Source organism: Lachnoclostridium sp. An169 (assembly GCF_002160525.1).
GTDB lineage: Bacteria > Bacillota > Clostridia > Lachnospirales > Lachnospiraceae > Mediterraneibacter > Mediterraneibacter cottocaccae.
On the sequence record NZ_NFKT01000003.1, the window covers coordinates 104,591 to 130,641 of the forward strand.

18 protein-coding genes are annotated in these 26,051 nt (G+C 55.4%); 10 read left to right on the forward strand and 8 right to left on the reverse strand.

The features are described from left to right. Window positions 1-14 precede the first annotated feature (14 nt). Together B5F07_RS03375 and B5F07_RS03380 are read left to right on the forward strand one after the other, a co-directional pair. A complete protein-coding gene (locus B5F07_RS03375; protein WP_087159863.1) occupies window positions 15-1,760 on the forward strand; it encodes a glycoside hydrolase family 3 protein in 1,746 nt (581 codons plus the stop codon). 15 nt (window positions 1,761-1,775) lie between these two features. After that, window positions 1,776-3,248 carry an FGGY-family carbohydrate kinase gene (locus B5F07_RS03380; RefSeq protein WP_087159864.1) on the forward strand — a complete coding sequence of 491 codons (1,473 nt, stop codon included), beginning with the start codon at window positions 1,776-1,778 and terminating at the stop codon, window positions 3,246-3,248. A gap of 114 nt (window positions 3,249-3,362) precedes the next feature. Here the strand turns inward: B5F07_RS03380 and B5F07_RS03385 are convergent, their stop codons facing one another. From B5F07_RS03385 to B5F07_RS03420, 8 genes are all read right to left on the reverse strand, one after another. Then, a complete protein-coding gene (locus B5F07_RS03385) occupies window positions 3,363-5,897 on the reverse strand; it encodes a heavy metal translocating P-type ATPase (RefSeq protein ID WP_087159865.1) in 2,535 nt (844 codons plus the stop codon). A 33-nt stretch (window positions 5,898-5,930) separates the two neighbouring features. After that, complete coding sequence (locus tag B5F07_RS03390; RefSeq protein WP_087159866.1) at window positions 5,931-6,245, reverse strand: metal-sensing transcriptional repressor; 315 nt, start codon at window positions 6,243-6,245, stop codon at window positions 5,931-5,933. Window positions 6,246-6,497: 252 nt separating this feature from the next. Further along, window positions 6,498-7,442, reverse strand: coding sequence for a carbamate kinase (gene arcC / locus B5F07_RS03395; RefSeq protein ID WP_087159867.1), 945 nt, complete (start codon window positions 7,440-7,442; stop codon window positions 6,498-6,500). 16 nt (window positions 7,443-7,458) lie between these two features. Beyond that, window positions 7,459-7,842 carry a RidA family protein gene (locus tag B5F07_RS03400; RefSeq protein ID WP_087159868.1) on the reverse strand — a complete coding sequence of 128 codons (384 nt, stop codon included), beginning with the start codon at window positions 7,840-7,842 and terminating at the stop codon, window positions 7,459-7,461. A gap of 183 nt (window positions 7,843-8,025) precedes the next feature. Beyond that, complete coding sequence (ygeW, locus tag B5F07_RS03405; RefSeq protein ID WP_087159869.1) at window positions 8,026-9,219, reverse strand: knotted carbamoyltransferase YgeW; 1,194 nt, start codon at window positions 9,217-9,219, stop codon at window positions 8,026-8,028. A gap of 167 nt (window positions 9,220-9,386) precedes the next feature. Next, window positions 9,387-10,697, reverse strand: a complete 1,311-nt coding sequence (locus B5F07_RS03410; protein ID WP_087159870.1) for a YgeY family selenium metabolism-linked hydrolase — start codon at window positions 10,695-10,697, stop codon at window positions 9,387-9,389. A 148-nt stretch (window positions 10,698-10,845) separates the two neighbouring features. Then, window positions 10,846-12,051: a diaminopropionate ammonia-lyase gene (gene dpaL / locus B5F07_RS03415; RefSeq protein ID WP_087159871.1), complete on the reverse strand. Its 1,206-nt coding sequence runs from the start codon at window positions 12,049-12,051 to the stop codon at window positions 10,846-10,848. Window positions 12,052-12,114: 63 nt separating this feature from the next. Continuing rightward, on the reverse strand, window positions 12,115-12,759 hold the full coding sequence (locus B5F07_RS03420; protein ID WP_087159872.1) for a helix-turn-helix transcriptional regulator: 645 nt from the start codon (window positions 12,757-12,759) through the stop codon (window positions 12,115-12,117). 237 nt (window positions 12,760-12,996) lie between these two features. Here B5F07_RS03420 and ssnA point away from each other — a divergent pair, with 237 nt between their 5' ends. From ssnA to B5F07_RS03460, 8 genes are all read left to right on the forward strand, one after another. Continuing rightward, a complete protein-coding gene (gene ssnA, locus B5F07_RS03425) occupies window positions 12,997-14,331 on the forward strand; it encodes a putative aminohydrolase SsnA (protein WP_087159873.1) in 1,335 nt (444 codons plus the stop codon). 62 nt (window positions 14,332-14,393) lie between these two features. Continuing rightward, window positions 14,394-15,824, forward strand: coding sequence for a uracil-xanthine permease family protein (locus B5F07_RS03430; protein ID WP_087159874.1), 1,431 nt, complete (start codon window positions 14,394-14,396; stop codon window positions 15,822-15,824). Window positions 15,825-15,919: 95 nt separating this feature from the next. After that, complete coding sequence (ygfK, locus tag B5F07_RS03435) at window positions 15,920-18,913, forward strand: putative selenate reductase subunit YgfK (protein WP_087159875.1); 2,994 nt, start codon at window positions 15,920-15,922, stop codon at window positions 18,911-18,913. A gap of 31 nt (window positions 18,914-18,944) precedes the next feature. Then, a complete protein-coding gene (gene hydA, locus B5F07_RS03440) occupies window positions 18,945-20,315 on the forward strand; it encodes a dihydropyrimidinase (RefSeq protein WP_087159876.1) in 1,371 nt (456 codons plus the stop codon). Between the two features lie 12 nt (window positions 20,316-20,327). After that, window positions 20,328-21,086 carry a selenium cofactor biosynthesis protein YqeC gene (yqeC, locus tag B5F07_RS03445; protein WP_087159877.1) on the forward strand — a complete coding sequence of 253 codons (759 nt, stop codon included), beginning with the start codon at window positions 20,328-20,330 and terminating at the stop codon, window positions 21,084-21,086. Beyond that, window positions 21,083-22,438, forward strand: coding sequence for a selenium-dependent molybdenum cofactor biosynthesis protein YqeB (yqeB, locus tag B5F07_RS03450; RefSeq protein ID WP_087159878.1), 1,356 nt, complete (start codon window positions 21,083-21,085; stop codon window positions 22,436-22,438). The genes yqeC and yqeB overlap by 4 nt, the downstream gene beginning before the upstream one ends. A 26-nt stretch (window positions 22,439-22,464) precedes the next feature. Continuing rightward, window positions 22,465-25,059 carry a selenium-dependent xanthine dehydrogenase gene (xdh, locus tag B5F07_RS03455; RefSeq protein ID WP_087159879.1) on the forward strand — a complete coding sequence of 865 codons (2,595 nt, stop codon included), beginning with the start codon at window positions 22,465-22,467 and terminating at the stop codon, window positions 25,057-25,059. 5 nt (window positions 25,060-25,064) lie between these two features. Next, window positions 25,065-26,021, forward strand: a complete 957-nt coding sequence (locus tag B5F07_RS03460) for an NTP transferase domain-containing protein (RefSeq protein ID WP_242972427.1) — start codon at window positions 25,065-25,067, stop codon at window positions 26,019-26,021. The last annotated feature ends 30 nt before the right edge of the window (window positions 26,022-26,051 follow it).

Genomic DNA, 26,051 nt, shown 5'->3' on the forward strand with positions numbered 1-26,051 from the left:
GGAACGAATACAGTATGGTAAATTTAAGAGAAAAACCATTTTATTTAAGTGATGATGATATCAGATGGGTGGAGGAGACAAGAGACTCCATGACACTGGAAGAAAAGATCGGACAGCTCTTCATCATGCTGGACCGGAAGAAAGACCGGGAGGATGAGAGACATCTGCTTCAGGATTACCATCTGGGCGGATGCCGTTATGAGAACGAGAGCGCAGAGAAGATCTACGAGCAGAACAAGTTCTATCAGGAGTGCGCGAAGATCCCGGTGCTGATCGCCTGCAACTGCGAGAGCGGCGGAAACGGCGCCTGCGGAGACGGAACCTACATTGCCAGTGCGGCTGCCTGCGGGGCAACCTCGGATACACAGACCGCGGAGAACGTGGGATATGTCAGCGGCGTGGAGGCTGCTGCAGTGGGCGTAAACTGGAACTTTGCGCCGATCTGCGATATCAAATTCAACTGGCGCAACACGGTGGTCAACACAAGGGCGTACAGCTCGGATGTGGACAAGGTGATTGAGAATTCCAAGGCTTACATCCGCGGCATGAGGAGATCCGGCCTGGCGGTCAGCGCCAAGCATTTCCCGGGCGACGGCGTGGAGGAACTGGATCAGCATCTTGTGATGGGAACCAACAATTTAAGCTGCGAGGAATGGGACGCCACATTCGGCAGAGTCTACAAAGCTCTGATCGACGAGGCTGAGATCGAGGCGGTCATGGTGGGACACATCGCGATGCCTGCCTATGAGAGAAAGTTCAACCCGGGAATCAAGGACAGCGAGATCCTTCCGGCGACTCTCTCCCCGACTCTGATCAAGAACCTGCTTCGCGGAAAACTCGGATTTAACGGCCTGATCGTGACCGACGCATCCCACATGGGAGGCATGACCGGCGCTATGCCGAGATACCGCCAGGTGCCGGAGGCGATTGCGGCAGGATGCGATATGTTCCTGTTCTTCAATGATATCGAGGAAGACTTCGGATACATGATGAACGGATATAAGAACGGCGTGATCACAGATGAGAGGCTCAACGATGCGGTGACACGTATCCTCGGCCTGAAGGCGAGACTCAAACTTCATGAGAAGAAAGCCAACGGAACACTGATTCCGCCGAAGGAAGGGCTGAAAGTCGTACACTGCGCCGAGCATAAAGCCATGGCTGACGAGGCGGCGAGAAAGAGCATCACCCTGGTGAAGAATACCGGAAACGAGCTCCCGATCTCTCCGAAGACGCACAAAAGAGCCTATGCCATTGTGGTCAGCAATCCGCCCATCTTCCGGGGCAATAAAGAGGACCCGGCAAAGGAACTGGTGAGGAGAAAGCTTACCGAGTTCGGTTATGACGTGACCATGCACGACAGCTACTATGACCTGGCTCTGAAACAGGGACTTGGAAAAGAAACACTGCTTCAGTCCGTCCTGATCGGCAGCGTGGAAGAGTTCAAGAGCAAGTATGACGTGGTATTTACATTTATCAATGTCAGCGGCTATGCACAGATGAACAATGTCCGCCTGGAGTGGTCCGTAAAACATTCTACGGAAATCCCCTGGTATGTCCAGGAAGTGCCGACTGTTTTTGTGGGACTCAACTACACGAACCATCTGATCGACATTCCCATGGCAAAGACATTTATCAACGCTTACGCGCCGACAGAGGAAGTCCTGGAGCACCTGCTTAAGAAAGTGGCGGGCGAGGAGCCTTTCGAAGGACATTATGAAGACCAGGTATTCTGCGACAGGTGGGATACAAGGGTCTAGTAAGGACGGTGTTATATGAATATTCTTATACTGGATGTGGGGACATCCAGTATGCGGGGCATCCTCTTTTCGGAGGAAGGAAGAATCCTGCATACGGTACAGAAAAAATATAATATCCTGTCTGTAGGAGAGGGGCGGATCGAACAGGATCCGCTCATCTTTCTAAATGACATGACTTTGATATCAGCAGAAACGGCGTCTTACGCGGAAGAAAACGGCATATCCGTCGATGCGGTGGCCCTGACGGCACAGCGGTCTTCGGTGATTCCGGTGGACCGTGAGGGAAATGCCCTTGCAAATGCCCAGATGTGGCAGGACAAGAGAACCGTGCCGATCTGTGAGGAGATGTCCGTTTACAATGAGGAAGTCTTCTCAAAAAGCGGCTCCCGCTTAAATCCGGTATTCTCCGGGACGAAGATGCGCTGGCTGAAAGAAAATGAGCCGGATCTCTACGGGAAAGCCTGGAAGCTGATTGTGATCCCGGATTATATGGTTTACCATATGACCGGAAATTTTTTCACCGATTATACATACGGAAGCCGTTCCCTTCTCATGGACCTGAAAAGCTGTACGTGGGATGAGCGGCTCCTGGGACTTTTCGGAGTAGACCGGGAAAAGCTCTGTGATCTGAAAGCGCCCGGCAGCATTATGGGAGGAATCACAGAGGAATTTGCCGCGAAGACCGGCCTGAGGGCGGGGATTCCCGTGATTTCCTGCGGAGGAGACCAGCAGTGCGGCATGCTCGGACAGGGCGTGACCGGGGAGGGAAAAGTCTCCCTCACCCTGGGAACAGGAGGATTCCTTCTGACTACGTGCAATAAAGTGCCGGAGAATCTGTCCTGGGATGTGATCTGCAATGCTTCTTCCGATGCGGGTGTATATATCCTGGAGGCAAATATGCTGACATGCACCTCTGCCATGGAATGGTTCCGGAATAATTTTTACCGGGAGGATGCGGACTTCTACAACACCATGAACCGCACACTTCAGGAGCTTCCGCCGGGAGCAAACGGCTGTATGGCGCTGCCGTACTTCCAGGGAAGATCCACGCCGGACTGGAACAGCCTGGCAACGGCTGCTTTTGTCAACCTGACGCTGAACACCACCCGGGAAGATATGCTCAAAGCACTTCTGGAGAGCATCTGCATGGAGATCCGGAACAACATCACGAATTTCGAAAAATATGTTCCGGTCAGCGAGATCCTCATCAGCGGCGGGCTTTCAAAGAGCAGGGCCTTCAACCAGATGCAGGCGGACGTCTACGGAAAGACGGTACGGCGTTCGGAGAACGCAGAGGGAACCGCACTGGGAGCCTGGATGGTGGCGGCGCGGACGATGGGCTGCTATTGTACTCTGGACGAAGCTTACCGGGCGGCATGTTCCGGTACGGATGAGGAGCGCTATACATTCCGTCCGGAAATCAGTGAATTCTACCGGGGACTGCAGGGAGAGATGAATCAGCTCTACCGGGAAATGTGGAAATCATGAAAAAATAAAATCGAATAGAGAACTGCAAAGGCGGCGTTTTCTGATTCCTGTTCGGAAAAAGGAAACGCCGCCTTTGCGGTTCCTGCAGGGAACATAAAGATTCCGGACCGTTTTTTATGCTATCCTGGTAACTTTGTAATCCTGATCCTCTACAGCTTTTTTGAGTGCGTCGTCGCTGACGTCAGCATCCAGAGTTACCACTGCAGTTCCTGCTGTGTGGCTGACTTCCGCATTCTCCACACCATTGAGAGCTTCAAGAGCTTTCTTTACAGTAGCCTCGCAGTGTCCGCACATCATACCTTCAATACTTATTGTTTTTGTCATGGTTTTGTCCTCCTTGTTGTTTTTCTTTGTTTTGATTTTTCTATCTTTACTGGTGTCATACATTTTGAACCAGTTAAGACGCAATGCATTACTTACCACGCAGAAGCTGGAAAGGCTCATGGCCGCAGCTCCGAACATGGGATTTAACAGCCAGCCGAAGATCGGGTACCATACGCCGGCAGCCAGCGGGATGCCGATCACGTTATAGAAGAATGCCCAGAACAGGTTCTCGTGGATATTGCGCAGAGTCTGACGGCTCAGACGGATCGCTGCCGCCACATCGGTCAGTCTGCTCTTCATGAGCACCACGTCCGCGGCGTCGATGGCAATGTCTGTTCCTGCGCCGATGGCAATTCCTATGTCGGCTCTTGTAAGAGCCGGAGCGTCATTGATACCATCGCCCACCATGGCGACTTTGCCCTTCTTCTTCAGAGAACGGATCACGCTCTCTTTTCCGTCAGGCAGAACACCTGCGATCACTTCATCCACACCGGCCTGGGCGCCGATTGCTTTCGCGGTGCGCTCGTTGTCGCCGGTCAGCATGACAACATGGATCCCCATGTTCCGAAGCTGTCTGATAGCTTCCGGACTGTCTTCTTTGACAACGTCCGCCACAGCGATGATACCGATCAGCTTCCCGTCTCTGCTGAAGAACAGAGGCGTCTTTCCTTCTTCCGCGAGACGGTCCGCAGTTTTCTGTGTCTCTTCTGAGATCTCAGCGTTCCCGCTGATGAATTTCAGGTTCCCTCCGCAGATCATGGATCCGTTTACCTTACCGGACAGTCCGTTGCCCGGGACAGCCTGGAATCCATCTGCGTTATATTTTGTCAGGGAAACGTTTCCCTGAGCTTTTACGACGATAGCACGGGCGAGGGGATGCTCGCTTTTCTGCTCCAGCGCGTAAGCATAGCTTAAGAGTTCCTGCTCGGAAACGCCGTTTGCGGGAATCATATCCGTTACTTTTGGCTCGCCGCTTGTGATAGTTCCGGTCTTATCCAGCGCAACGATCTGTGTCCTTCCCGTTTCCTCCAGAGAGACAGAGGTCTTGAAAAGGATTCCGTTTTTCGCGCCCATACCGTTGCCGACCATGATAGCTACCGGTGTGGCAAGTCCCAGAGCGCAGGGGCAGCTGATCACCAGTACGGAGATCGCCCTTGACAGAGAGAATCCGATGGTCTGGCCGGTCAGCAGCCATACGATCAGGGTTACGATGGCGATCCCGATTACTGCCGGTACGAAGATACCGGAGACCTTGTCTGCGATCTTGGCGATGGGGGCTTTTGTGGCCGCCGCGTCGCTGACCATCTGGATGATCTGGGACAGCGTCGTATCTTCGCCTACACGGGAAGCCTGGCAACGCAGATAACCGGACTGGTTCAGGGTCGCGGCTGATACGGCATCGCCCGCGTTTTTATCTACCGGGATGCTCTCGCCGGTCAGGGCGGATTCGTTGACCGCGCTGGTCCCTTCCACAACAATTCCGTCTACCGGGATGTTTTCACCCGGTTTTACAACAAAGATATCACCTTTGCGTACCTGATCTACAGATATGACTTCTTCCTTTCCGTCCCGGACAACGGTCGCCGTCTTCGGGGCAAGCTTCATCAGACCTTTCAGGGCGTCTGTGGTGCGGCCCTTGGAGACCGCCTCCAGAAGTTTTCCGATTGTGATCAGCGTCAGGATCGTACCTGCCGATTCAAAATAGAACTCATGCATATAGGGCATGGCTCCCGCCATATCGCCCCGGGTCAGGGCAGCGGACATGGCGAACAGGGCGTAAAGACTGTATACGTAGGAAGCTCCTGCTCCCAGGGCTACCAGAGTATCCATGTTCGGTCCGCCGTGTATCAGGCTGGTAAATCCGCTGACAAAGAATTTCTGGTTGATCACCATAATGGCCGTTGTCAGCAGAAGCTCCACCAGTCCGATGGCCATGTGGTTCTCAGCCAGGACTGACGGCAGAGGCCAGTTCCACATCATGTGTCCCATGGAAATATACATCAGCGGGATCCAGAAACACAGGGAGGCGATCAGCCTCCGCTTCATCTTCGGGGTCTCTTTGTCTTTCAGGGATTCCTCCTCGGCAGCTATCGAGACGCCTTTTCCATGTGCCTGATCCGTATGAGCTCCTTTTTCCGAAGCTCCGTACCCGGCTTTTTCAACAGCGGCGATCACATCCTCCGGAGAGGCGGTGCCTTCCACTCCCATAGAATTCGTCAGCAGGCTGACGGAGCAGGAAGTGACTCCCGGCACTTTGGAGACGGCTTTTTCAATCCGGTTGCTGCATGCCGCGCAGCTCATGCCTGTTACATCATATTGTTTCATGATCATTCCTCCTGGTAAATAAATTTCAGCCAATTATTTCATCAGTTTCTGGAGGACTCTGACAAGCTCATCAATCGCTTCATCTTCTTTGCCCTCCTTGATGTCATCTACCACACAGGATCGGAGATGTTCTGCCAGCAGTACTTTATTGAAACTGTTGAGAGCGGCAGATACGGCGGAGACCTGGATCAGGATATCCGGACAGTACACATCATTCTCCACCATCTTGCGGATCCCTCTGACCTGGCCTTCGATCCGGCTTAACCGGTTCAGCATATCCCTCCGTTCCTTTTCGGAACATTCCTTTGTCCTGTGTTTACAACCTGTACATTCTTTTTTCTCTTCCAAATCTGGTCTCCTTTCATAACATTCTTAAACCCCGTGGGGGTATTATTTCCGACGCCTATAATATATACCCTATGGAGGTATTTTGCAACCCCTTTGAAGAAATTTTTTTAAAAATACGGATGATAGAGAAGAAGTGTTCACTTTTTAATAGAGAAAAACCTCCTGTACCGGCGCGAGAATGGAATCGTAGTCCAGACTCGATAATCGGCACAGAAGGTTTTCTATGAAAATAATTTTATTTACAAAGAATGATTACAGATGAATCCTTGTTCCGGTCTTTCCGAGAATGCCGTCTCTGGCTTTCTCCAGCAGTGTGATCAGCGCCTGCCTGCCGGGTTTGGATTCTGCAAATTCCACGGCAGCCTGTACTTTCGGCAGCATGGAACCGGGAGCAAAGTGCCCCTCTTTTATATACTGTTTCGCCTCTTCAACGGTAATGTCATCCAGCCACTTCTGGTCGGGCTTTCCGTAATTGATCGCCGCTTTCTCCACAGCGGTCAGGATAATGAGAACATCCGCATCCAGTTCTTTCGCCAGAAGACAGCTTGCGAAATCTTTGTCGATCACTGCACTGGCGCCTTTTAAGTGGTTACCCTGGCGGGTGACGGGAATGCCGCCGCCTCCGCAGGCAATGACAAGATCGCCGGAGTCCACCATAGTCCGGATCGTACCGATCTCGATGATCTCCCGGGGCTTCGGGGACGCCACCACACGCCGGTAGCCGCGGCCTGCGTCCTCTTTCATAATATAATCATATTTTTCCGCCATGATGTCAGCCTGCTCCTTTGTCATAAAACGTCCGATCGGTTTGGACGGACATTCAAAGGCGGGATCGTCCGCATCCACGCGCACCTGGGTGATCATGGTTGCCACCGGGATATCCGTGATCTCCCGGTTCAGCAGTTCTTCCCGCAGGGCGTTCTGCAGATCGTATCCGATGTACGCCTGGCTCATGGCGACACAGACAGACAGCGGAGTGTTCGGCTGCTGGGGATCTTCGTGGGTGAGTGCGATCATGGCGTTATTCACCATTCCCACCTGGGGGCCGTTGCCGTGGGCAACGACAACCTCACACCCTTCCTGAATCAGATCCACGATAGCACGGGAGGTAATTTTAACCGCTTTCATCTGTTCCGGCAGGGTATTGCCGAGGGCGTTCCCACCCAGGGCAATAACGATACGTTTTTTCTTCTCCATATGGTGAGCCTCCTGCTTACGCCTCGCTTACGGCAGCGATGGCCTCAACCTCGCAGAGCACTCCCTTCGGAAGAGCTTTTACAGCCACGCAGGAGCGTGCCGGTTTCCCTGTGAAATATTTTGCATATACTTCGTTGAATGCGGCAAAATCAGCCATGTCTGCAAGGAAGCATGTGGTCTTTACGACATCTGTAAATGATGCGCCCTGGCTCTCAAGAAGAGCCTGTACATTCTTCATTACCTGTTCTGCCTGCTCCTCAATCGTTGTACCGACTACTTCGCCGGTCTCCGGGGAAAGCGGAATCTGTCCGGAAAAGAAAGCGATTCCGTTTAATACGATTCCCTGGGAATACGGTCCGATTGCTGCAGGTGCGTTCTTTGTATCTACATATTTAAGCATATTATCTACCTCCTGATGATAAAATGTGAAAACATATCCCCGGGACGCAGGCTAGGAAATCATGCTGCGCCCCGGTCCTGCCAGATTTTATTTTATTATAAATCCGGCAGAATGAAAATCCTTATCTGAAAAATTCAAAGTACATTTTTCCGTACATTTTCAAGTGCCGTCTGCGGACAGATCTTATTTGAAGATCCTCGGAGTGCCTTTCTCCTCAAGTTTTCTGAGAATATCAGCCGGATCTGCGAATTTAGCCAGGAAGATCATGGCTGCAATGATGTACGGCTTGTAGCTCGCCTCCTTGTACAGCGGATCTCTGTAGCGGTCGAATACGCTTGCGTCAACCTCGCCTTCCTCGCAGCTTACTCCGGAGATATCAGCCGGCAGGCAGTGCATGTAGAGCGCTTTGCCGTTCTTTGTGGTAGCCATCAGTTCCTCGGTGCAAGCCCAGTCTTTGTGCTGTGCGTTCTGTGCCAGAAGTTCTTTCTCCAGTTCTTTGATCCCCTCAAAGTCGCCGTTTCCATACAGCTCGGTACGTTTTTCCATGGCTGCGAACGGAGCCCAGCTCTTCGGATATACGATGTCGGCATCCTTGAATGCTTCCGCCATGCTGTTTGTCTTTGTGAAGGAACCGCCGGATTTCTTTGCGTTCTCTTCTGCAACGGCCTCAACCTCCGGGAACACCTCGTATCCTTCCGGATGTGCAAGAACCACGTCCATTCCGAAACGGGTCATCAGTCCGATGATTCCCTGGGGAACGGAGAGCGGTTTTCCGTAGGACGGAGAGTAAGCCCAGGACATGGCGATCTTCTTGCCTTTCAGGTTCTCAACTCCGCCGAACTCGTGGATGATGTGGAGCATGTCCGCCATCGCCTGGGTCGGATGGTCAATGTCGCACTGAAGGTTCACAAGAGTCGGTTTCTGCTCCAGGATGCCGTCTTTCTTTCCCTGGGTCACTGCATCCACAACTTCATGCATGTAGGCGTTTCCCTTGCCGATGTACATATCGTCGCGGATTCCGATGACGTCCGCCATAAAGGAGATCATGTTGGCTGTCTCGCGGACCGTCTCGCCGTGAGCAACCTGGGATTTGCCCTCGTCCAGATCCTGCACTTCCAGACCCAAAAGGTTGCACGCAGAGGCGAAAGAGAAGCGGGTGCGGGTGGAGTTGTCGCGGAAAAGGGAGATGCCCAGGCCGCTCTCAAACACCTTCGTGGAGATGTTGTTCTCACGCATGTAGCGGAGCGCGTCCGCAACCGTAAAGACCGCCTCAAGCTCGTCGTCCGTCTTCTCCCATGTCAGGAAAAAGTCACCGTTGTACATGTCCTTGAAGTTCAGGGAATTCAGCTTGTCGATATAATCCTGTAAAGTTTTCATGATTGTTTATCCTCCTTGGATTTGTGATATTAAATTTTTCGAGTTGTCAGAAGCAGACGTAAATTGGTTTCTGTGTCATTCATTCCGAGGCTCCGCTCTACCTCAGCTAATGCACTTATCTCTAAGTCCGCGGACCCGAGCGGCGAGAGCGCCTCCGCTCGGCCTATCTATCCCCAGTAACATTCGGGGAGCGCCGCATAGACTGCCGCACAGGTCACGAGATCCTGCTTCCAGGTCTTCTCATTCGGTGCATGTGCCTGCGCCTCTGCGCCCGGCCCGAAGCCGATGCAGGGGATGCCGTTTCTTCCCATGATGGATACGCCGTTGGTGGAGAAGGTCCACTTGTCTGTCAGCGGGCGGCTCTGGCGCATCTCAAGCGTCTCCGCAGCGCCGATCCGTTTGTCTCCGTAGAGAGAGGTGTAGGCTTTCTCCAGAGCCTTTGTAACTTTGTGGTCTTTCGGGATCGCCCAGGTCGGGAAGTAGCACTCGATCTCGTAGACGCATCCTGTGTAGGAGGGACGGTCGTAGTTGTACATGGAGACAACCACATCGTCGCCGTATTTCTTTACGCTCGGAAGGGCGCGGATCTCGTCCAGGCAGCTCTCCCATGTCTCGCCGAAGGTCATGCGGCGGTCAAGGGAAACCGCGCAGGAGTCCGCTACCGCACAGCGGCTCGGGGAGGTGTAGAAGATCTGGGATACGGTTACGGTGCCGCGTCCGAGGAAACGTGCCTCCTCCCAGTCCGGGTTGTATTTCGGGTTGAGCATTTTTACAAGACCTTTGATCTCGGTCCCGTCTGCGTCGTCGTTTTCATTGAGGGCGCGGACGTCCTGAAGAATATCCGCCATCTTGTAGATCGCGTTGTCGCCGCGCTCCGGTGCGGAGCCGTGGCAGGAGACGCCCTTTACGTCGATGCGGATCTCCATACGTCCCCTCTGGCCGCGGTAGATGCCGCCGTCTGTGGGCTCTGTGGATACGACGAATTCCGGGCGGATCTTGTCCTCGTTGATAATGTACTGCCAGCACAGGCCGTCGCAGTCTTCCTCCTGAACTGTTCCGACCACCATGATTTTGCATCCTTCCGGGATCAGGTCCAGATCTTTCATGATCCTTGCGCCGTATACAGCGGAAACCAGACCGCCGCACTGGTCGGACACGCCGCGCCCGCCGATCTCGGTGTCGTTTTCATAACCTTCATAGGGATCGAAGGTCCAGTTGTCGATGTTTCCGATTCCCACGGTATCGATATGCGCGTCGTAGGCGATGATCCGGTCCCCGGTTCCCATGTAGCCGATGACATTTCCCTGGGGATCGATAACGACCTCGTCGAAGTCGAGCTTTTTCATCTCTGCTGCAATGGTGTCGATGTGAGCTTTCTCGTCGCAGCTTTCACCGGGATTCTTTACGATAGCGCGAAGAAATGCGGTCATGTCTTTTTCGTAGCCCTGAGCGGCCTCTTTGATTTTGTTCAAGTCCATAGTTTTTCTCTCTCCTTTTATGTATTCTGTACGTGAAAAGTTCCCGCACACGGGCGCCGGACCGACGGAGGGGATGTGTGTCTGTCCGGTGCCGCCTGTGCTCAAACGTTATACAGCTGCCCCCGCTTCCGGGGATGCAGAGAATAACCTACCTGTCATTTCCGCCCCAGACGATGGATTCGTATCGCTCCGGATCGGTGTCGCCCTCGGTGGAGAAGAGCAGGACTTTTGAGTTCTCATCCAGTCCCAGATGCTCTCTCAGCGGCGCATATTCCTCCATGGTCATGATGCAGGCGAGGGTGCCGAAAGGTGCTGCACCGGATTCTCCCGAGGTGACGGGCTGATCGCCTTTGACGGGAGCGGCGAGCATCCGCATGCCTCTTGCGGCAGCCCAGTCGGGGGTGGAGATAAATGTATCCACATGATTTTTCAGAATATCCCAGGAAATGGTGTTGGGCTCCCCGCAGGCAAGTCCCGCCATGATTGTCACCATGTCCCCGTCCACGATGCGGATCTCTCCGTCTCCGGCGCAGGCGCCTTTGTAGAGGCAGGCTGCAGCGGAAGCCTCGACGACAGCGACAACCGGAGGATTGTCCGGGTAGCGGTTTGCAAAATATCCCTGGACAGCCCCTGCAAGAGATCCCACGCCCGCCTGGATGAATACATGGGTCGGGCGCTCGCATCCGTATTCGTGGAGCTGTTCATCCGCCTCCATCGCCATGGTTCCGTATCCCTGCATGATCCAGGAGGGGATCTTCTCATACCCGTCCCATGCGGTGTCCTGCACCATGACGCCGTGCTCGGTTTTCTCCGCCATGGCGTTTGCCATGCGGACACATTCGTCATAGTTGTATTCCTCGATTGTGGCCTGGGCCCCTTCCGCCAGGATGTTGTTCAGTCTTGTCTGCGTACTTCCCTTGGGCATGAGGACGACGGCTTTCTGTCCCAGCCTGTTTGCTGCCCATGCCACGCCGCGTCCGTGGTTGCCGTCGGTGGCGGTAAAGAAGGTGGCCTGACCGAATTCCTTCCTTAATTCCTCTGAGGTCAGTACATTATAAGGAAGCTCGGAGACATCCCTGCCGGTCTGCTCGGCGATGTAGCGCGCCATGGCAAAGGAGCCGCCGAGAACCTTGAAGGCGTTCAGCCCGAAGCGGTAGGATTCGTCTTTGACGTAGACCGATCCGAGTCCGAGCCGCGCTGCCATGCGGTCAAGCTTTGCCAGAGGCGTGACGGAATACTGTGGAAAACTTTCATGGAAAGTCCGGGCTTTCCGGACTTCATCGAGTCCCATGATCTTCAGGTTCCGGTCATCCGTCTTTGGCATGTTGTTTACTGCCCATTTGATCGTTTCCATTGTGTGAAACCTCCTTAGAATATTAGAATATGTTATCTCTTATCCACAGAATATTGGAATGTGTTATCCCTTATCCATGTAGCTGTACAGTGTAAATTTCGATATGCCCAGCAGTGAGGATATCTTGTCGCCGGATTTTGTGATCAGGAATGCCCCGGCATTGTTCAGATACTGCACAACAGCCACCTTGTCATCCTTGTTCATGAGCGCTACCGGTTTTCCCACCCTGGCGATGGCCTGTTCGATCAGCTGGTCGAGCAGTTCCGTGACGTTGTGGGTGATCGTCCTGGGAGCGTCCGTCTCCCGCTCCGACGGGTCAGCCGGCTCGGTATGGGTGAGATCGCGGAGGGCTGACTCCACGGTGAGAAGCGCTGTAATGTCATAATTCAGGGAAAAGATATAGGCGATATTTCCGAGTTCGTCCCGGATGTACATGGTGCTGGATTTGAGAATACGCCCGTCCGCCGTCTTCGTGAGATAGGCAAGCCGGTCTCTGACTTTTGCGGGATCCGAGCGCAGCGTCTCCAGAACAATCCCGGAAGGGCCGTCCCCTGTATGGCGGTTGGACACTTCTCCGTTTTCAATGTAGACGATTGATTTGTCCAGATCCTTTCCGGAGAGGTCATGGATGACGACCTCGCAGGAAGGGCCGAACTGAACGGCCAGTCCGTGGGCAAGCTGTTTCAGAAAATCAAGTTGCTGGTTCATTTTTTCACCGTCCTTCTGGTGCCTTCTGTGCGTTTCTGAACCCATCATAGCAATAAAGGAATAGAGAGTCAATAGTTTTTCTAAAAATTTTTTAGGCGATCTAAAAATAATTTAGAATCTTGTTGCATTTATATATATTTAATGGTATTCTATAGGAAATAAACAGTGCAGATGTGCGAAATGCACAGAGTAAAACCGCGGCGTGTGGAAAAAATATCTAAAAAAGGAGAAATGACCATGTTGATTTTGGGTAACGGAAGAGTGATAACAAGAGACCCGGCGAATTCTTATCTGGAGAACGGGGCAGTTGCCATTGCAGGTGAGAAGATCTGCCGGGTGGGCGGGGATGAAGAGCTTCGCCGGGAGTACCCGCAGGCAGAGTACATCGACGCGGAAGGCGGACTGATTATGCCGGCGTTTATTAATGTCCATGAACATATTTACAGCGCTTTTGCCCGCGGCCTGTCCGTGAAAGGCTACAATCCGAAAGGGTTCCTTGATATCCTGGACGGAATGTGGTGGACCATCGACCGGAACCTGACCCTTCACGATACATATTTAAGCGCCATGGCGACTTACATCGACAGTATTAAGAACGGCGTCACTACCGTGTTCGACCACCACGCAAGCTTCGGGTCCATCCGGGGCTCGCTGTTCGAGATCGAGAAAGCGGCGAAGAAGACGGGAGTGAGATCCTGCCTCTGCTATGAGATCTCCGACCGGGACGGCATGGACAAGGCAAGGGAGTCTGTGATGGAGAATGCGGAGTTCATCCGCCATGCACAGAAAGATGACACCGGGATGATCGCGGGCATGATGGGAATGCACGCCCAGTTCACGATCTCGGATGAGACCATGGAACTGGCGGCAGCGAACAAGCCGGAGGGCGTAGGCTACCACATCCACGTGGCGGAGGGGATCGAGGACCTGCACCACTGTCTGAAGCACTACGGCAAACGGATCGTGGACCGGCTCATGGATCACGGCATCCTGGGGGAGAAGACCCTGCTCGGACACTGCATCTACATCAATCCCCACGAGATGGACCTGATCAAAGAGACGGATACCATGGTGGTGCACAATCCGGAGTCCAATATGGGAAATGCATGCGGATGTCCGCCGACGATGGAACTGGTCCACCGGGGCATCCTGACCGGCCTGGGGACAGACGGATACACCCATGATATGATGGAATCCTTCAAAGTCGCCAATGTGCTGCACAAACATCATCTCTGCGATCCCAATGCAGCATGGTCCGAGGTGCCGAAGATGCTCTTTGAGAACAATGCAAAGATTGCCGGACGGTATTTTGACCGGGAGCTGGGGGTACTTAAGGAAGGCGCGTCAGGGGATGTGATTATTGTAGATTATGATCCGCTTACCCCCATGAACGCGGGCAATATAAACGGACACCTGGTGTTCGGAGTGACCGGCCATGATGTGGTGACTACGGTGGCGGCAGGAAAGGTCCTTATGAAGAACCGGAGGCTGACAGAGATCGATGAGGAAAAGGTAATGGCGGACTGCAGGCAGGCAGCGGCGGAGCTGGCGGAACGGATCAACAGCCGGTAGGAGAGAGCAGGAAGAGAACCGGCGGCAGGCGGTTCCTAAAATAAGAAAGGATATACAGAAAAATGAGCGACAAGAAGGCGGTAAAAAGTAATTCAGAGTTATTTAAATGGGATGGGAATCCATCTGTGGGGCAGATCCTCCCCCTGGCGGCGCAGCATGTGCTTGCAGCCGTTGTAGGATGTGTAACTCCGGCAATCCTGGTGGCGAACGCGGCGAACAATGCCGGCGGTAATGTAAATATGGGACTGCTCATCCAGGTGTCCCTGGTATTTGCGGCTCTCTCCACGCTCCTGCAGCTCTACGCACAGAAGATCCGGTTGGGATCCGGGCTGCCGGTTATCATCGGAGTCAGCTTCGCCTATGTGCCTACGATGACGGCGATTGCCGCACAGGCAAAGAATGTGGATACGATCTTCGGAGCCATGATCATCGGCGGCGTTGTGGCGATCCTGGTGGGGCTCTTTATCCGCCAGATCAGGAGAGTGTTCCCGCCCCTTGTAATCGGGACGGTGATTCTGGCGATCGGACTTTCCCTCTACAGCACGGCGGTCAACTACATGGCGGGAAATTCTTCCAATACCTACGAGCTGATCGTAGAGCAGCAGGGAAAAACGGAAGCGCTTGTATACGGATCCTGGCAGAACTGGTTCGTGGCATTTGTCACGCTGATGATTGTAGTGCTGCTCAATCACTATGGAAAGGGGCTGTTCAAGCTTGCCTCCATCCTGATCGGGCTGATCTGCGGCTATGTGGTGGCGCTGCTGTTCGGCATGGTGGATTTCTCCGCGCTTTCCAGTTCGGGATGGTTCCAGGTTCCCATGCCCCTGGCGTTCGGCATCCGTTTTGATATCTCGGCGATCCTGCCTCTGGCGATTCTGTTTCTGGTCAACTCGATCCAGGCGATGGGAGATTTCTCCGCGACGACCAGCGGAGGCATGGACCGGCTGCCCACGGACGATGAGCTCAACGGAGGAATCATCGGCTATGGAGTCAGCAATATCATCGGCGCATTTTTCGGATGTCCTCCTACGGCCACATACAGCCAGAACGTGGGTATCGTGGGCTCCACAAAAGTGATTGCCAGAAAAGTGTTTACCGTGGCGGCGGCAATTCTGCTGATCGCGGGCCTGATCCCGAAGTTCTCCGCACTGCTGCGGACGATTCCCCAGTGCGTGCTGGGAGGAGCGGTGGCGTCGGTGTTCGCATCCATCGCAATGACCGGCATCAAGCTTCTTGTGACGGAGAAACTGACTTACCGCAATACGACCGTGGCAGGACTTGCAATCGCCATCGGTATGGGCGTCTCCCTGAATGACGGCTGCCTGAACCAGATGTCGGAGAGCATCCACGGAGCGCTGAATCTGAGCATGAGCCTGGAAAGCTTCCAGTCCATCATCAACAATACATTTGCCTCTTCTCCGGTTGTACTGGCTACCATCTTCGCGGTGTTCCTGAATCTGATCCTGCCCAAAGACAGGCCGGGAGCCGAGTAAGAGAGAAAAGTAAGAGAGAAAAGTACGGGGGAGCCGGCAGTTTCCGGAACAGTCCGGGATCGGCGGCATGGCAGGAAAATGAGGAGGATACAGACATGAGTGATATTATGAGGCCAATGGCGTTTGAACAGCTCCTGAACTGGATGCTGACAGAGAAGAGGGAGAGCGGAACCGTGTTCGGCGAGCACCATCCCTACCGTGCAGATGAAAAATACAGCAGGACAATTTTCGGGCGTCCTCTGGAGACTCCGGCAGGTCCGGCGGCGGGTCCGCACACCCAGCTCGCCCAGAATATTGTGGCGGCATATTATACGGGGAGCCGGTTCTTCGAGCTGAAGACCGTTCAGATCATGGACGGGGCGGAGCTCTCAGCCTGTGTGAACAAGCCGTGTATCAAGGCGGACGATGAGTGTTATAACTGCGAGTGGTCCACGGAGCTCTATGTTCCCCAGGCTATGGAGGAGTACATCAAGGCGTGGTTCCTGTGCAAGGTGGCGGCAAAGGAGTTCGGGCTGGGGAGCATGGACGGTTTCCAGTTCAACATCAGCGTGGGATACGACCTGGCGGGGATTCAGTCGGAGAAGATCGATACATTCCTCAATACCATGAAACACGCGCAGGATTCGGAGATATTCCGGTTCTGCAGGACATACCTTCTGGAACACACAGATCTCTTTGCACATGTGACGAAGGAAGATATCGAGAGTATTTCCGGCGATATCTGCAACTCGGTAACCATCTCCACCCTGCACGGATGTCCGCCGCAGGAGATCGAGCGCATCGCCATGTATCTGATCACGGAGAAAGGATTCCACACGTTTATCAAGTGCAATCCGACCCTGCTCGGATATGAGTACGCGAGAAAGACAATGGATGACATGGGGTATGACTATGTGGCGTTCGGAGATTTTCATTTCCGGGACGACCTGCAGTACGAGGACGCCGTGCCTATGCTGAGGAGGCTGATGAAGGTCTGTGAGGAGAGAAATCTGGAGTTCGGCGTAAAGATTACGAATACCTTCCCCGTGGATGTAAAGCAGAATGAACTTCCCAGCGAGGAGATGTACATGTCGGGCAAATCCCTGTATCCCCTCTCTATCTCCGTGGCTGCAAAACTGGCGGAAGACTTTGACGGGAAACTGCGGATCTCCTACTCGGGCGGCGCTGACTTCTACAATATTAAGAAGATCGTGGATGCGGGAATCTGGCCGGTAACGGTGGCGACGACTCTCCTGAAGCCGGGCGGATATGACAGAATGAATCAGATGGCAGTGCTCCTGGAACAGGAGAACGCGGTGTTTGAGGGAGTGGATGCCCCGGCGGTCCGGGCGCTGGCGGAGGAGGCGAAGAAAGATCCGCACCACGTAAAGGCGGTGAAGCCGCTTCCCTCGAGGAAGATGAAAAAGCAGGTTCCCCTTCTGGACTGCTTCGTGGCGCCCTGTAAGGAAGGGTGTCCCATCCATCAGGACATCACAGCCTACCTGCAGCTTGTGAACGCGGGGAAATACGAGGAAGCCCTTGAGGTTATCACAGAGAAGAATCCGCTTCCCTTTATCACCGGGACGATCTGCTCCCACGCATGTATGGGAAAATGTACCAGGAATTTCTATGAGGATCCGGTCCACATCCGCGGCATGAAGCTGATCGCTGCGGAGAACGGTTACGATGCGCTTATGGAGAAGATCACGGCCCCGGCAGTGACCCGCAGAGGGAAGGCGGCAGTGGTCGGCGGCGGTCCGGCGGGAATGGCGGCAGCCTTTTTCCTGAGAAGGGCGGGCATGGAGGTGACGCTCTTTGAGAAGACAGACGCCCTGGGAGGCGTGGTGCGCCACGTGATCCCCGGTTTCCGTATCCCGGACAGCGCCATTGAGAAAGACGCGGCTCTTCTGGAGAAGATGGGTGTGAATATCTGCCTGAACACAGAGATCACAGATCTCGCCATGCTCCGCAACGCGGATTACACGGCGGTGATCGTGGCGGCAGGAGCGTCGGAACCGGGCGTACTTAAACTGGAGAAAGGCGAGCCGGTCAACGCCCTGAAGTTCCTGGCAGATTTCAAGGCGCATGACGGCAATCTTGATATCGGGAAAAATGTGGTCGTCATCGGCGGAGGAAATACCGCCATGGATACCGCAAGGGCGGCGAAGCGCACAAAGGGCGTGGAGCATGCGTATCTTGTATACAGACGGACAAAGAGGTATATGCCGGCGGATGAGGAAGAACTGGTTATGGCCGTGGAGGACGGCGTGGAATTCATGGAACTGCTCTCCCCGGTGAAGCTGGAGGACGGCGGGCTGCTCTGCGACGTGATGAAACTGGGCGATATTGACGCCTCCGGAAGGAGAGGCGTGGTTCCCACCGGCGAGACAAGGAAGGTTCCCGCGGATACAGTCATCGCGGCAGTTGGCGAGCGGGTTCCCACCGCATTCTATGAGGCGAACGGGATCGCAGTCAGCGACCGGGGAAGAGCGATCGTAAACGGGGAAACCTGCGAGAGCAGTATCCCGGGCGTCTACGTGATCGGAGACGGCCTTGGCGGACCGGCCACTGTGGTGGAGGGAATCCGGGACGGCCTGAAAGCTGCGGAAGCAGTGGCAGGAGAAAAGCTGGTCAGAGAGATTGCTTCACATACCGATGAAAAAGCGGTGTATAATAAGAGAGGCATACTTTCCGATGCGGCAGAAGACGCGCAGGAGAGCAGCCGGTGCCTGGGATGTTCGGGCATCTGTGAGAACTGCGTGGAGGTCTGCCCGAACCGGGCGAACATTTCCATCCGGGTTCCGGGCATGGAGAAGCACCAGATCATCCATGTGGACTACATGTGCAACGAGTGCGGCAACTGCCGGAGCTTCTGTCCCTATGACAGCGCTCCGTATCTGGATAAATTCACCCTCTTTGCAGATGAGAAAGACATGGATGACAGCAGAAATCAGGGATTCGCGGTACTGGACGCAGAACAGGTGAAATGCAGGGTGCGCTTCTTCGGAGAGACGACCGTGTGGACAAAAGGTGAGGAGACCGGGATTCCGGAGGGACTTCAGAGACTCATGGAGACAGTGTGCAGAGATTATCCGTATCTGCTGAGATGATTCCGGCAGATACAGAAAGAAGGGAACAGCGATGAAACGGTTATTCAAAGGCGGAACAGTAGTAAGCGGCGACGGGATGAGAAAACTGGATCTTCTGGTAAAAGGGGAAAAGATTCTGGCATCCGGAGAGGATCTGTCCTTTCAGGACGCGGAGATTGTGGATGTGACGGGGAAACTTCTGTTTCCGGGATTTATCGACGCCCATACCCATATGGCTCTCGAGGTGAGCGGCACGGTTACGGCGGATGGATTCGATACGGGGACAAAGGCGGAACTGGCAGGAGGTACTACCTGCATCATCGATTTCGCCACTCAGTATAAGGGAGAGACACTGGCGCAGGCACTGGAGAACTGGCACAGGAAGGCAGACGGCGAGTCGTCCTGCGATTATGCTTTTCACCTGGCGCTGTCGGAGTGGAACGATGAGATCAGCCGGGAGCTGGAGCGGGTGGTACGAGAAGAGATCTCTTCTTTCAAACTGTATATGACATATGACAACCGGGTGGACGACGAGACCATGTACGAAGTGCTTTCCAGATTAAAGGAGCTGGGAGCCATCGCCGGAGTCCACTGTGAGAACCACGGGATTATCAGCGCCAGGCTCAAAGAGGTGCTAAAAAACAAAGGGGACAGAAAAGATGTGTCCGACTATCCGTGGACCCGCCCGAAGGAGGCGGAAGCCGAGGCGGTCGGCAGGCTTCTGAAGATCGCCAGATGCGTGGATACCCCGGTGATCGTCGTACACCTGAGCACGGCGGCGGGATACCGGGAGATCCTGCGGGCAAGAGAGGCGGGACAGACCGTCTACGTGGAGACCTGCCCCCAGTATCTTCTCATGGATGAGAGCAGGTATTCCCTTCCGGCAGAGGAGGCAAGGCTCTATATGATCGCCCCGCCCCTGCGGAAGAAAAAGAACCAGGAAATCCTCTGGCAGGCACTCAGAGAAGGAAGGATCCAGACCATCAGCACGGATCACTGCAGCTTTACAAAGGAGCAGAAGGACGCAGGCGCGCAGGACTTTTCCAGGACGCCGTGCGGCATGCCGGGAGCCCAGGAGAGACCGGCTCTGATCTGGCACTTCGGCGTAGGGGAAGGACGGATCACACCGGAACAGATGTGCATATATCTGTCGGAAAATCCCGCCAAGCTCTACAGGCTCTACCCCTGGAAAGGAGCCCTGATCCCCGGAAGCGACGCGGACATCGTCGTGTGGGATCCCGAAGCCGAGTGGACCATGACAGCGGACTCCATGCAGTCTGCGGCAGGGTACTGCCCCATGGAGGGCACGCAGATCCGCGGGAGGGCGGAGCAGGTCTACCTGAGAGGAGAGCTTGTGGCAGAGAACGGAAAGGTTCTGGTGGAAAAGACAGGACGCTATGTCAGACATGGCGCCGGCGAGTAGAGGGCGGCGGCCATGAAGCATGATACCGTGGAGCGTGACATCACAGATGTTCTGGGGCTGCCCGGGAAGGGCAGAACCGTGGTCAGCGCAGTCGGGGCGGGCGGAAAGACAAGCCTGCTCCGGCGGCTGGCAGAGGGATATGTCAGAAGGGGACAGCAGGTGATCGTGACAACCACGACCCATATGATGGCGGAGCCTTGTCCCTGGTTCCTTCTGGAACCGTCGGAGGAGAAGCTGCACCGGATTCTGACGGAATACGGTCAGGCATGGGTGGGAACACCTGCTTCACAGGGGAAGATGCAGGGCGTTTCCCCGGAGTTTATGGAGAAAATATGGAATACGCACCTTCCGGTCCTCATCGAGGCGGACGGTGCAAGAAGACTGCCGCTGAAGGTTCCGGGAGAGCGGGAGCCGGTGATCCTTCCGGAGACCACGCATGTTATGTCTGTATATGGCATGGATGCAGTGGGGCGTCCGCTGGAGGAGATCTGTTTCCGTCCGGAGAGGGCGGCATTTCTGTTAAATAAAAAGACAACGGATCCGGTAACCGAGGAAGATATCGCATTTCTCGCAGCATCGGAGGAGGCCGGGAGAAAAGGGTGCCCCGGGAACGCCGTGTATACGGTAGTCCTCAACAAAGCTGACGATGACAGGCGCAGGTCCTGTGCCTCCCTCATACGGAGGAGACTGATGGACATGGGCGTTGAAAATGTTGTGATATCCTGCCTGGGCGGGCCGGAAGCCGGAGACCGGGAGGCAGACGGAATATGAAGATACTGATACGAGGAGCCGGGGATCTGGCGACAGGGATCGCTTCGAGACTTTACGGAGCAGGCCATACCATTCTTATGACGGAGATCGGAGAACCCCTGACGGTGCGCAGGACTGTGGCGCTTTCCAGGGCAGTCTATGAGGGCAGGGCGCGGATCGAGGAGATGGAAGGATTCCTTGCAGGAGATGAAGCAGAGGCGTGGAAGATCATGGAGCGGGGGGACGTTGCGGTGATGGTGGATCCCGGGATGAACTGCCGCGGGTGGTTCCGTCCGGACGTGATCGTGGACGCTATTCTGGCGAAGCGGAACCTTGGCACCCGGATTGATGACGCGCCTTTTGTAGTTGGCGTGGGACCGGGCTTTGCCGCAGGGGAGGACTGCAACTGCGTGGTGGAGACAAAGCGGGGGCATACCCTGGGAAATATTATCTGGAGGGGAAGCGCCATCCCGAATACGGGCGTGCCGGGAAATGTAGGGGGATACACCATCGAGCGCCTGATCCGCGCGGCGGCGGACGGGAAGATAGAACCCTGCGTGCAGATCGGAGACTATGTGGAGAAAGGGCAGACTGTGGCGTTTACCGGCGGAGTCCCGGTGTACGCACAGATGTCCGGCATTGTCCGGGGCATGCTGCAGGAAGGGGCTCAGGTACAGAAGAATCTGAAGATCGGAGATATTGATGCGAGAACAGAGGTATCCCACTGCCATACCATCTCGGACAAGGCGCGGGCCATCGGCGGCGGCGTCCTCGAGGCGGTAACCGGATTTGAACGGATGAAGGGGAGATTCGCCATCGTGATTCTTGCCGCGGGGGCGGGCTCCCGTTTCGGAGGAGACAAACTGGGAGCCCTGGTGAAGAACAAACCGCTGTATATGCACACTCTGGAGAGGATGAAAGGATTCGGTTCCTTCCCTGCATATGTTGTGACGGGCTCCGGAGAGATCGCGGAGCAGGCGGAAAAACTGGGGATTGTCCCGGTGTGGAACCGGGAACCGGAGCTTGGAATCTCGCGTTCCCTGAATCTGGGGCTTGCCCGCGCGCTGGGAGATGCTCCGGATCTGGAGGGAGTCCTGTTTTCCGTGTGTGACCAGCCGGGCATGTCCGCGTCCACGATTCAGCAGATTTTCAATACAGGGGCACGCCATCCGGGGGCTGTGGTCTGTGCGGGGAACGGCAGCCGCTGCGGCAATCCCGTTCTCTGGGACAGGAAGTATTTCCCGGAACTTATGGAACTTTCGGGAGACCGGGGAGGACGGCAGGTGATGAAGCGCCATGCCGGCAGCCTTAAGATCGTGCAGGCTGACCCGGAGGAACTCAAAGACATCGACCGAAGGGAAGATCTGTCGTGAACAGCCTGTGCGGAAAGGAGTAAGTTATGAAAGCAGAGTATTCTTTTACGGTAAACGGAGTGTTGCGCAGCACGGATGTGGATAAGCCGCTCCTGCGCTATCTGCGGGATGATCTGCATCTGCATTCGGTCAAGGACGGGTGCAGCGAGGGAGCCTGCGGCACCTGTACGATCATTGTGGACGGAAAAGCGGTCAAGTCCTGTGTGCTCACGACGAAACGCGCGGCAGGGAAAAACATCATTACCACAGAGGGATTGAGCGAGCGGGAGAAGGAGACATTTGTCTATGCTTTCGGCTCAAAAGGAGCGGTACAGTGCGGCTTCTGCATCCCGGGCATGGTGATGGCGGGAAAGGCGCTGATTGACAGAAATCCCGACCCCACCGAGGAGGAGATCAAGGCAGCCCTGAAGGGGAATATCTGCCGGTGTACCGGATATAAGAAGATCATAGAGGGGATCCGGCTGGCGGCAGCGATCCTCCGGGGGGATGCGAAGATCGAGGAAAGTCTGGAAAAAGGAGAAACATACGGAGTCGGGGAAAAGGCATTCCGTCTGGACGTGCGCGAGAAGGTGCTGGGATACGGGGAATACCCGGACGATGTGGAGATGGAGGGAATGGTCTATGCCTCTGCGGTGCGCTCCAGGTATGCCCGGGCGAAAGTCCTGGATATCCGCGCGGAGAAGGCTCTGGCGCTGCCCGGCGTCCTCGCTGTCCTGACAGCGGACGATGTGCCCAACAACAAGGTGGGACATCTGCAGCAGGACTGGGATGTGATGATCGCAAAGGGGAATATCACCCGCTGCGTGGGAGACGCCATCTGCCTGGTTGTGGCGGAGAGCCGGGAGATACTGGAGGAGGCAAAGAAACTGGTATCGATCGATTACGAGGAGCTCACTCCCGTCACTTCGATCCGCCAGGCGATGGCGGCGGATGCGCCGAAGGTCCACTCCGGGGGGAATCTCTGCCAGAGCCGTCATGTGACCCGAGGGGATGCGAAGAAAGCCCTGGAGAATTCCAGATACGTGGTGACGAAGACATACCGGACGCCCTTTACGGAACATGCGTTTCTTGAGCCGGAGTGCGCGGTGGCTTTCCCCTATAAGGGCGGGGTAAAAGTCCTGTCCTCGGATCAGGGAGTCTATGATACCCGCAAGGAGATCTCCATTATGTTCGGGTGGGAACCGGAGCGGATTGTTGTGGAAAACAAGCTGGTCGGCGGCGGGTTCGGTGGAAAAGAGGACGTGTCGGCCCAGCATATCGCAGCCCTGGCGGCGGTGAAGGTGAACCGTCCCGTGAAGGTGGTGTTCTCCCGTCAGGAGTCCATCAATTTCCATCCCAAGCGCCATGCCATGGAGGGAACGTTCACCCTGGGGTGCGATGAGAACGGGATCTTTACCGGACTGGACTGCGAGATCTATTTTGACACCGGGGCATATGCGTCCCTGTGCGGACCGGTTCTGGAGCGCGCCTGCACCCATTCCGTAGGGCCTTACTGCTACCAGAACACCGATATCAGAGGGTACGGATATTATACGAACAATCCACCGGCGGGAGCGTTCCGGGGCTTTGGCGTCTGCCAGAGCGAGTTCGCGCTGGAGTCCAACATCAATCTGCTGGCGGAGATGGTCGGCATCTCGCCCTGGGAGATCCGCTACCGCAACGCCATCGAGCCGGGGAAGGTTCTTCCCAACGGACAGATCGCGGACTGCTCCACCGCACTCAAGGAGACGCTGCTTGCGGTGAAGGATGTCTATGAGGCGAATCCGGGCAGGGCGGGCATCGCCTGCGCCATGAAAAACGCCGGGGTAGGTGTGGGGCTGCCGGACAAAGGAAGAGCAAAGCTTGTCGTCCATGACGGGAAAGTGGAGCTCTACAGTGCGGCCTCGGATATCGGACAGGGATGCGCCACCGTACTGGTTCAGATGGTCTCCGAGACGACCGGGCTTGGCAGGGAGATGATCCGGAACATGGGAGCCAACTCGGAGGTGGCTCCGGACTCCGGTACGACTTCCGGATCCCGGCAGACGCTGATTACCGGGGAGGCTGTGCGGATGGCGGCGGCACAGCTGGACGAAGAGCTGAAAAAAGCAGGGGGCGACCTCTCGAAACTGGAGGGAAGGGAGTTCTTTGCAGAGTTCTTTGATCCCACAGACAAACTGGGGGCGGATGTGCCCAATCCCAAGAGCCATGTGGCGTACGGTTTTGCCACCCATGTGGTGATCCTGGACGATGATGGCAGGGTGAAGGAAGTCTATGCGGCCCATGACTCCGGGAAAGTCGTCAATCCCATCTCCATTCAGGGGCAGATCGAGGGCGGCGTGCTCATGGGACTGGGGTATGCGCTGACGGAAGATTTTCCGCTGAAGGACGGTGTGCCCCAGGCACGGTACGGCACACTCGGGCTGATGCGCGCCACCCAGATCCCGGATATCCATGCCATCTATGTGGAGAAGGAAGAGCTTCTTCCCTTTGCGTACGGCGCCAAGGGAATCGGTGAGATCGCCACAATTCCCACAGCGCCGGCAGTCCAGGGAGCATACTACGCGATGGATCACGTGCTGCGGACGAAGCTGCCCATGGAGAACACGTATTATTCGAAGAAAAAGAAGGCAGTAAAGTGAGGACAATGACAGAGAAGCAGAAAACAGACGAAAGCCGGAAGGCGAGGCTGGGAGCGGTGATCGCCGCGGCAGGCGCGCCCGGAGGATTCCGGGCGTATGACAGACTGGCCCATACAGAAGGAACCGACATGGTGCGGCGGATGATCGGAACTTTCCGCCGCGCCGGCGTGGAGGAGATTGCAGTCATCACCGGATACCGGGCGGAGGAGACGGAGAAAAGCCTGGCAAAGCAGGGAGTTGTCTTCCTGCGCTGTGAGAACTATGAGACGGCACAGATGCTGGACTTTGCCGTGATGGGGATCCGTTATCTGGCAAAGACGTGCGGCAGGTTCTATTTCTGTCCGTCGGACGTTCCCCTCTTTGAGGAGCATACCCTCCGCATGATGGCGGGGGAGGACGCCCCGGTTGTCATTCCCGTATACCGGGGCAGAAAAGGGCATCCGGTGCTGATCAACGCCTCGCTTGCCGGACAGATTGCCTCCTACCGGGGCGACAGAGGGCTGAAAGGAGCCATCGACGCCGCGGGGGTGCCGGTATCCTTTGTGGCGGTGGAGGATGGCGGAGTGCTCCTGCGGGCCCGGGAGGAGGACCGGTTTGAGGAAGTGGCGGGCAGAGAAAAGCCGGTTCCGGTTCACCCCAGGGTGAAAGTGCAGCTTGTGCGGAATGTGCCTTTTTTCGGTCCGGGGCTTATGAATCTGCTGCGCCAGATCGAAGTTCTGGGAAATGTGCGGGAGGCATGTGAGAAAACCGGCATGTCATACAGCAAGGGATGGACACTGATCCGCACGGCGGAGAAGGAACTGGGGTATGTGATCGTGGAGCGGAGCCCCGGCGGAAAGCATGGCGGAAGCGCCAGAGTAAGTTCCCGGGGGCGCGCGCTGATGGAACAGTATGAGACCATGGGGCGCAGGATCGCTTCCTTTGCGGAAGAAGAGTACCGGAAGATTTTTGAAGGAGAATAAGGCCGGAGAATTTCGGCCGTTTCTTTTCCT

Bases quoted from the DNA above. Each gene is read 5' to 3' on its own strand.
- B5F07_RS03460 (WP_242972427.1), top strand. From the start codon at position 25,065: ATGACAGAGAAGCAGAAAACAGACGAAAGCCGGAAGGCGAGGCTGGGA.
- ygfK (WP_087159875.1), top strand. From the start codon at position 15,920: ATGAGTGATATTATGAGGCCAATGGCGTTTGAACAGCTCCTGAACTGG.
- yqeB (WP_087159878.1), top strand. From the start codon at position 21,083: ATGAAGATACTGATACGAGGAGCCGGGGATCTGGCGACAGGGATCGCT.
- xdh (WP_087159879.1), top strand. From the start codon at position 22,465: ATGAAAGCAGAGTATTCTTTTACGGTAAACGGAGTGTTGCGCAGCACG.
- B5F07_RS03420 (WP_087159872.1), bottom strand. From the start codon at position 12,759: ATGAACCAGCAACTTGATTTTCTGAAACAGCTTGCCCACGGACTGGCC.
- hydA (WP_087159876.1), top strand. From the start codon at position 18,945: ATGAAACGGTTATTCAAAGGCGGAACAGTAGTAAGCGGCGACGGGATG.
- ygeW (WP_087159869.1), bottom strand. From the start codon at position 9,219: ATGAAAACTTTACAGGATTATATCGACAAGCTGAATTCCCTGAACTTC.
- B5F07_RS03430 (WP_087159874.1), top strand. From the start codon at position 14,394: ATGAGCGACAAGAAGGCGGTAAAAAGTAATTCAGAGTTATTTAAATGG.
- arcC (WP_087159867.1), bottom strand. From the start codon at position 7,442: ATGGAGAAGAAAAAACGTATCGTTATTGCCCTGGGTGGGAACGCCCTC.
- dpaL (WP_087159871.1), bottom strand. From the start codon at position 12,051: ATGGAAACGATCAAATGGGCAGTAAACAACATGCCAAAGACGGATGAC.
- B5F07_RS03385 (WP_087159865.1), bottom strand. From the start codon at position 5,897: ATGAAACAATATGATGTAACAGGCATGAGCTGCGCGGCATGCAGCAAC.
- B5F07_RS03380 (WP_087159864.1), top strand. From the start codon at position 1,776: ATGAATATTCTTATACTGGATGTGGGGACATCCAGTATGCGGGGCATC.
- B5F07_RS03410 (WP_087159870.1), bottom strand. From the start codon at position 10,697: ATGGACTTGAACAAAATCAAAGAGGCCGCTCAGGGCTACGAAAAAGAC.
- B5F07_RS03375 (WP_087159863.1), top strand. From the start codon at position 15: ATGGTAAATTTAAGAGAAAAACCATTTTATTTAAGTGATGATGATATC.
- ssnA (WP_087159873.1), top strand. From the start codon at position 12,997: ATGTTGATTTTGGGTAACGGAAGAGTGATAACAAGAGACCCGGCGAAT.
- B5F07_RS03400 (WP_087159868.1), bottom strand. From the start codon at position 7,842: ATGCTTAAATATGTAGATACAAAGAACGCACCTGCAGCAATCGGACCG.
- yqeC (WP_087159877.1), top strand. From the start codon at position 20,328: ATGAAGCATGATACCGTGGAGCGTGACATCACAGATGTTCTGGGGCTG.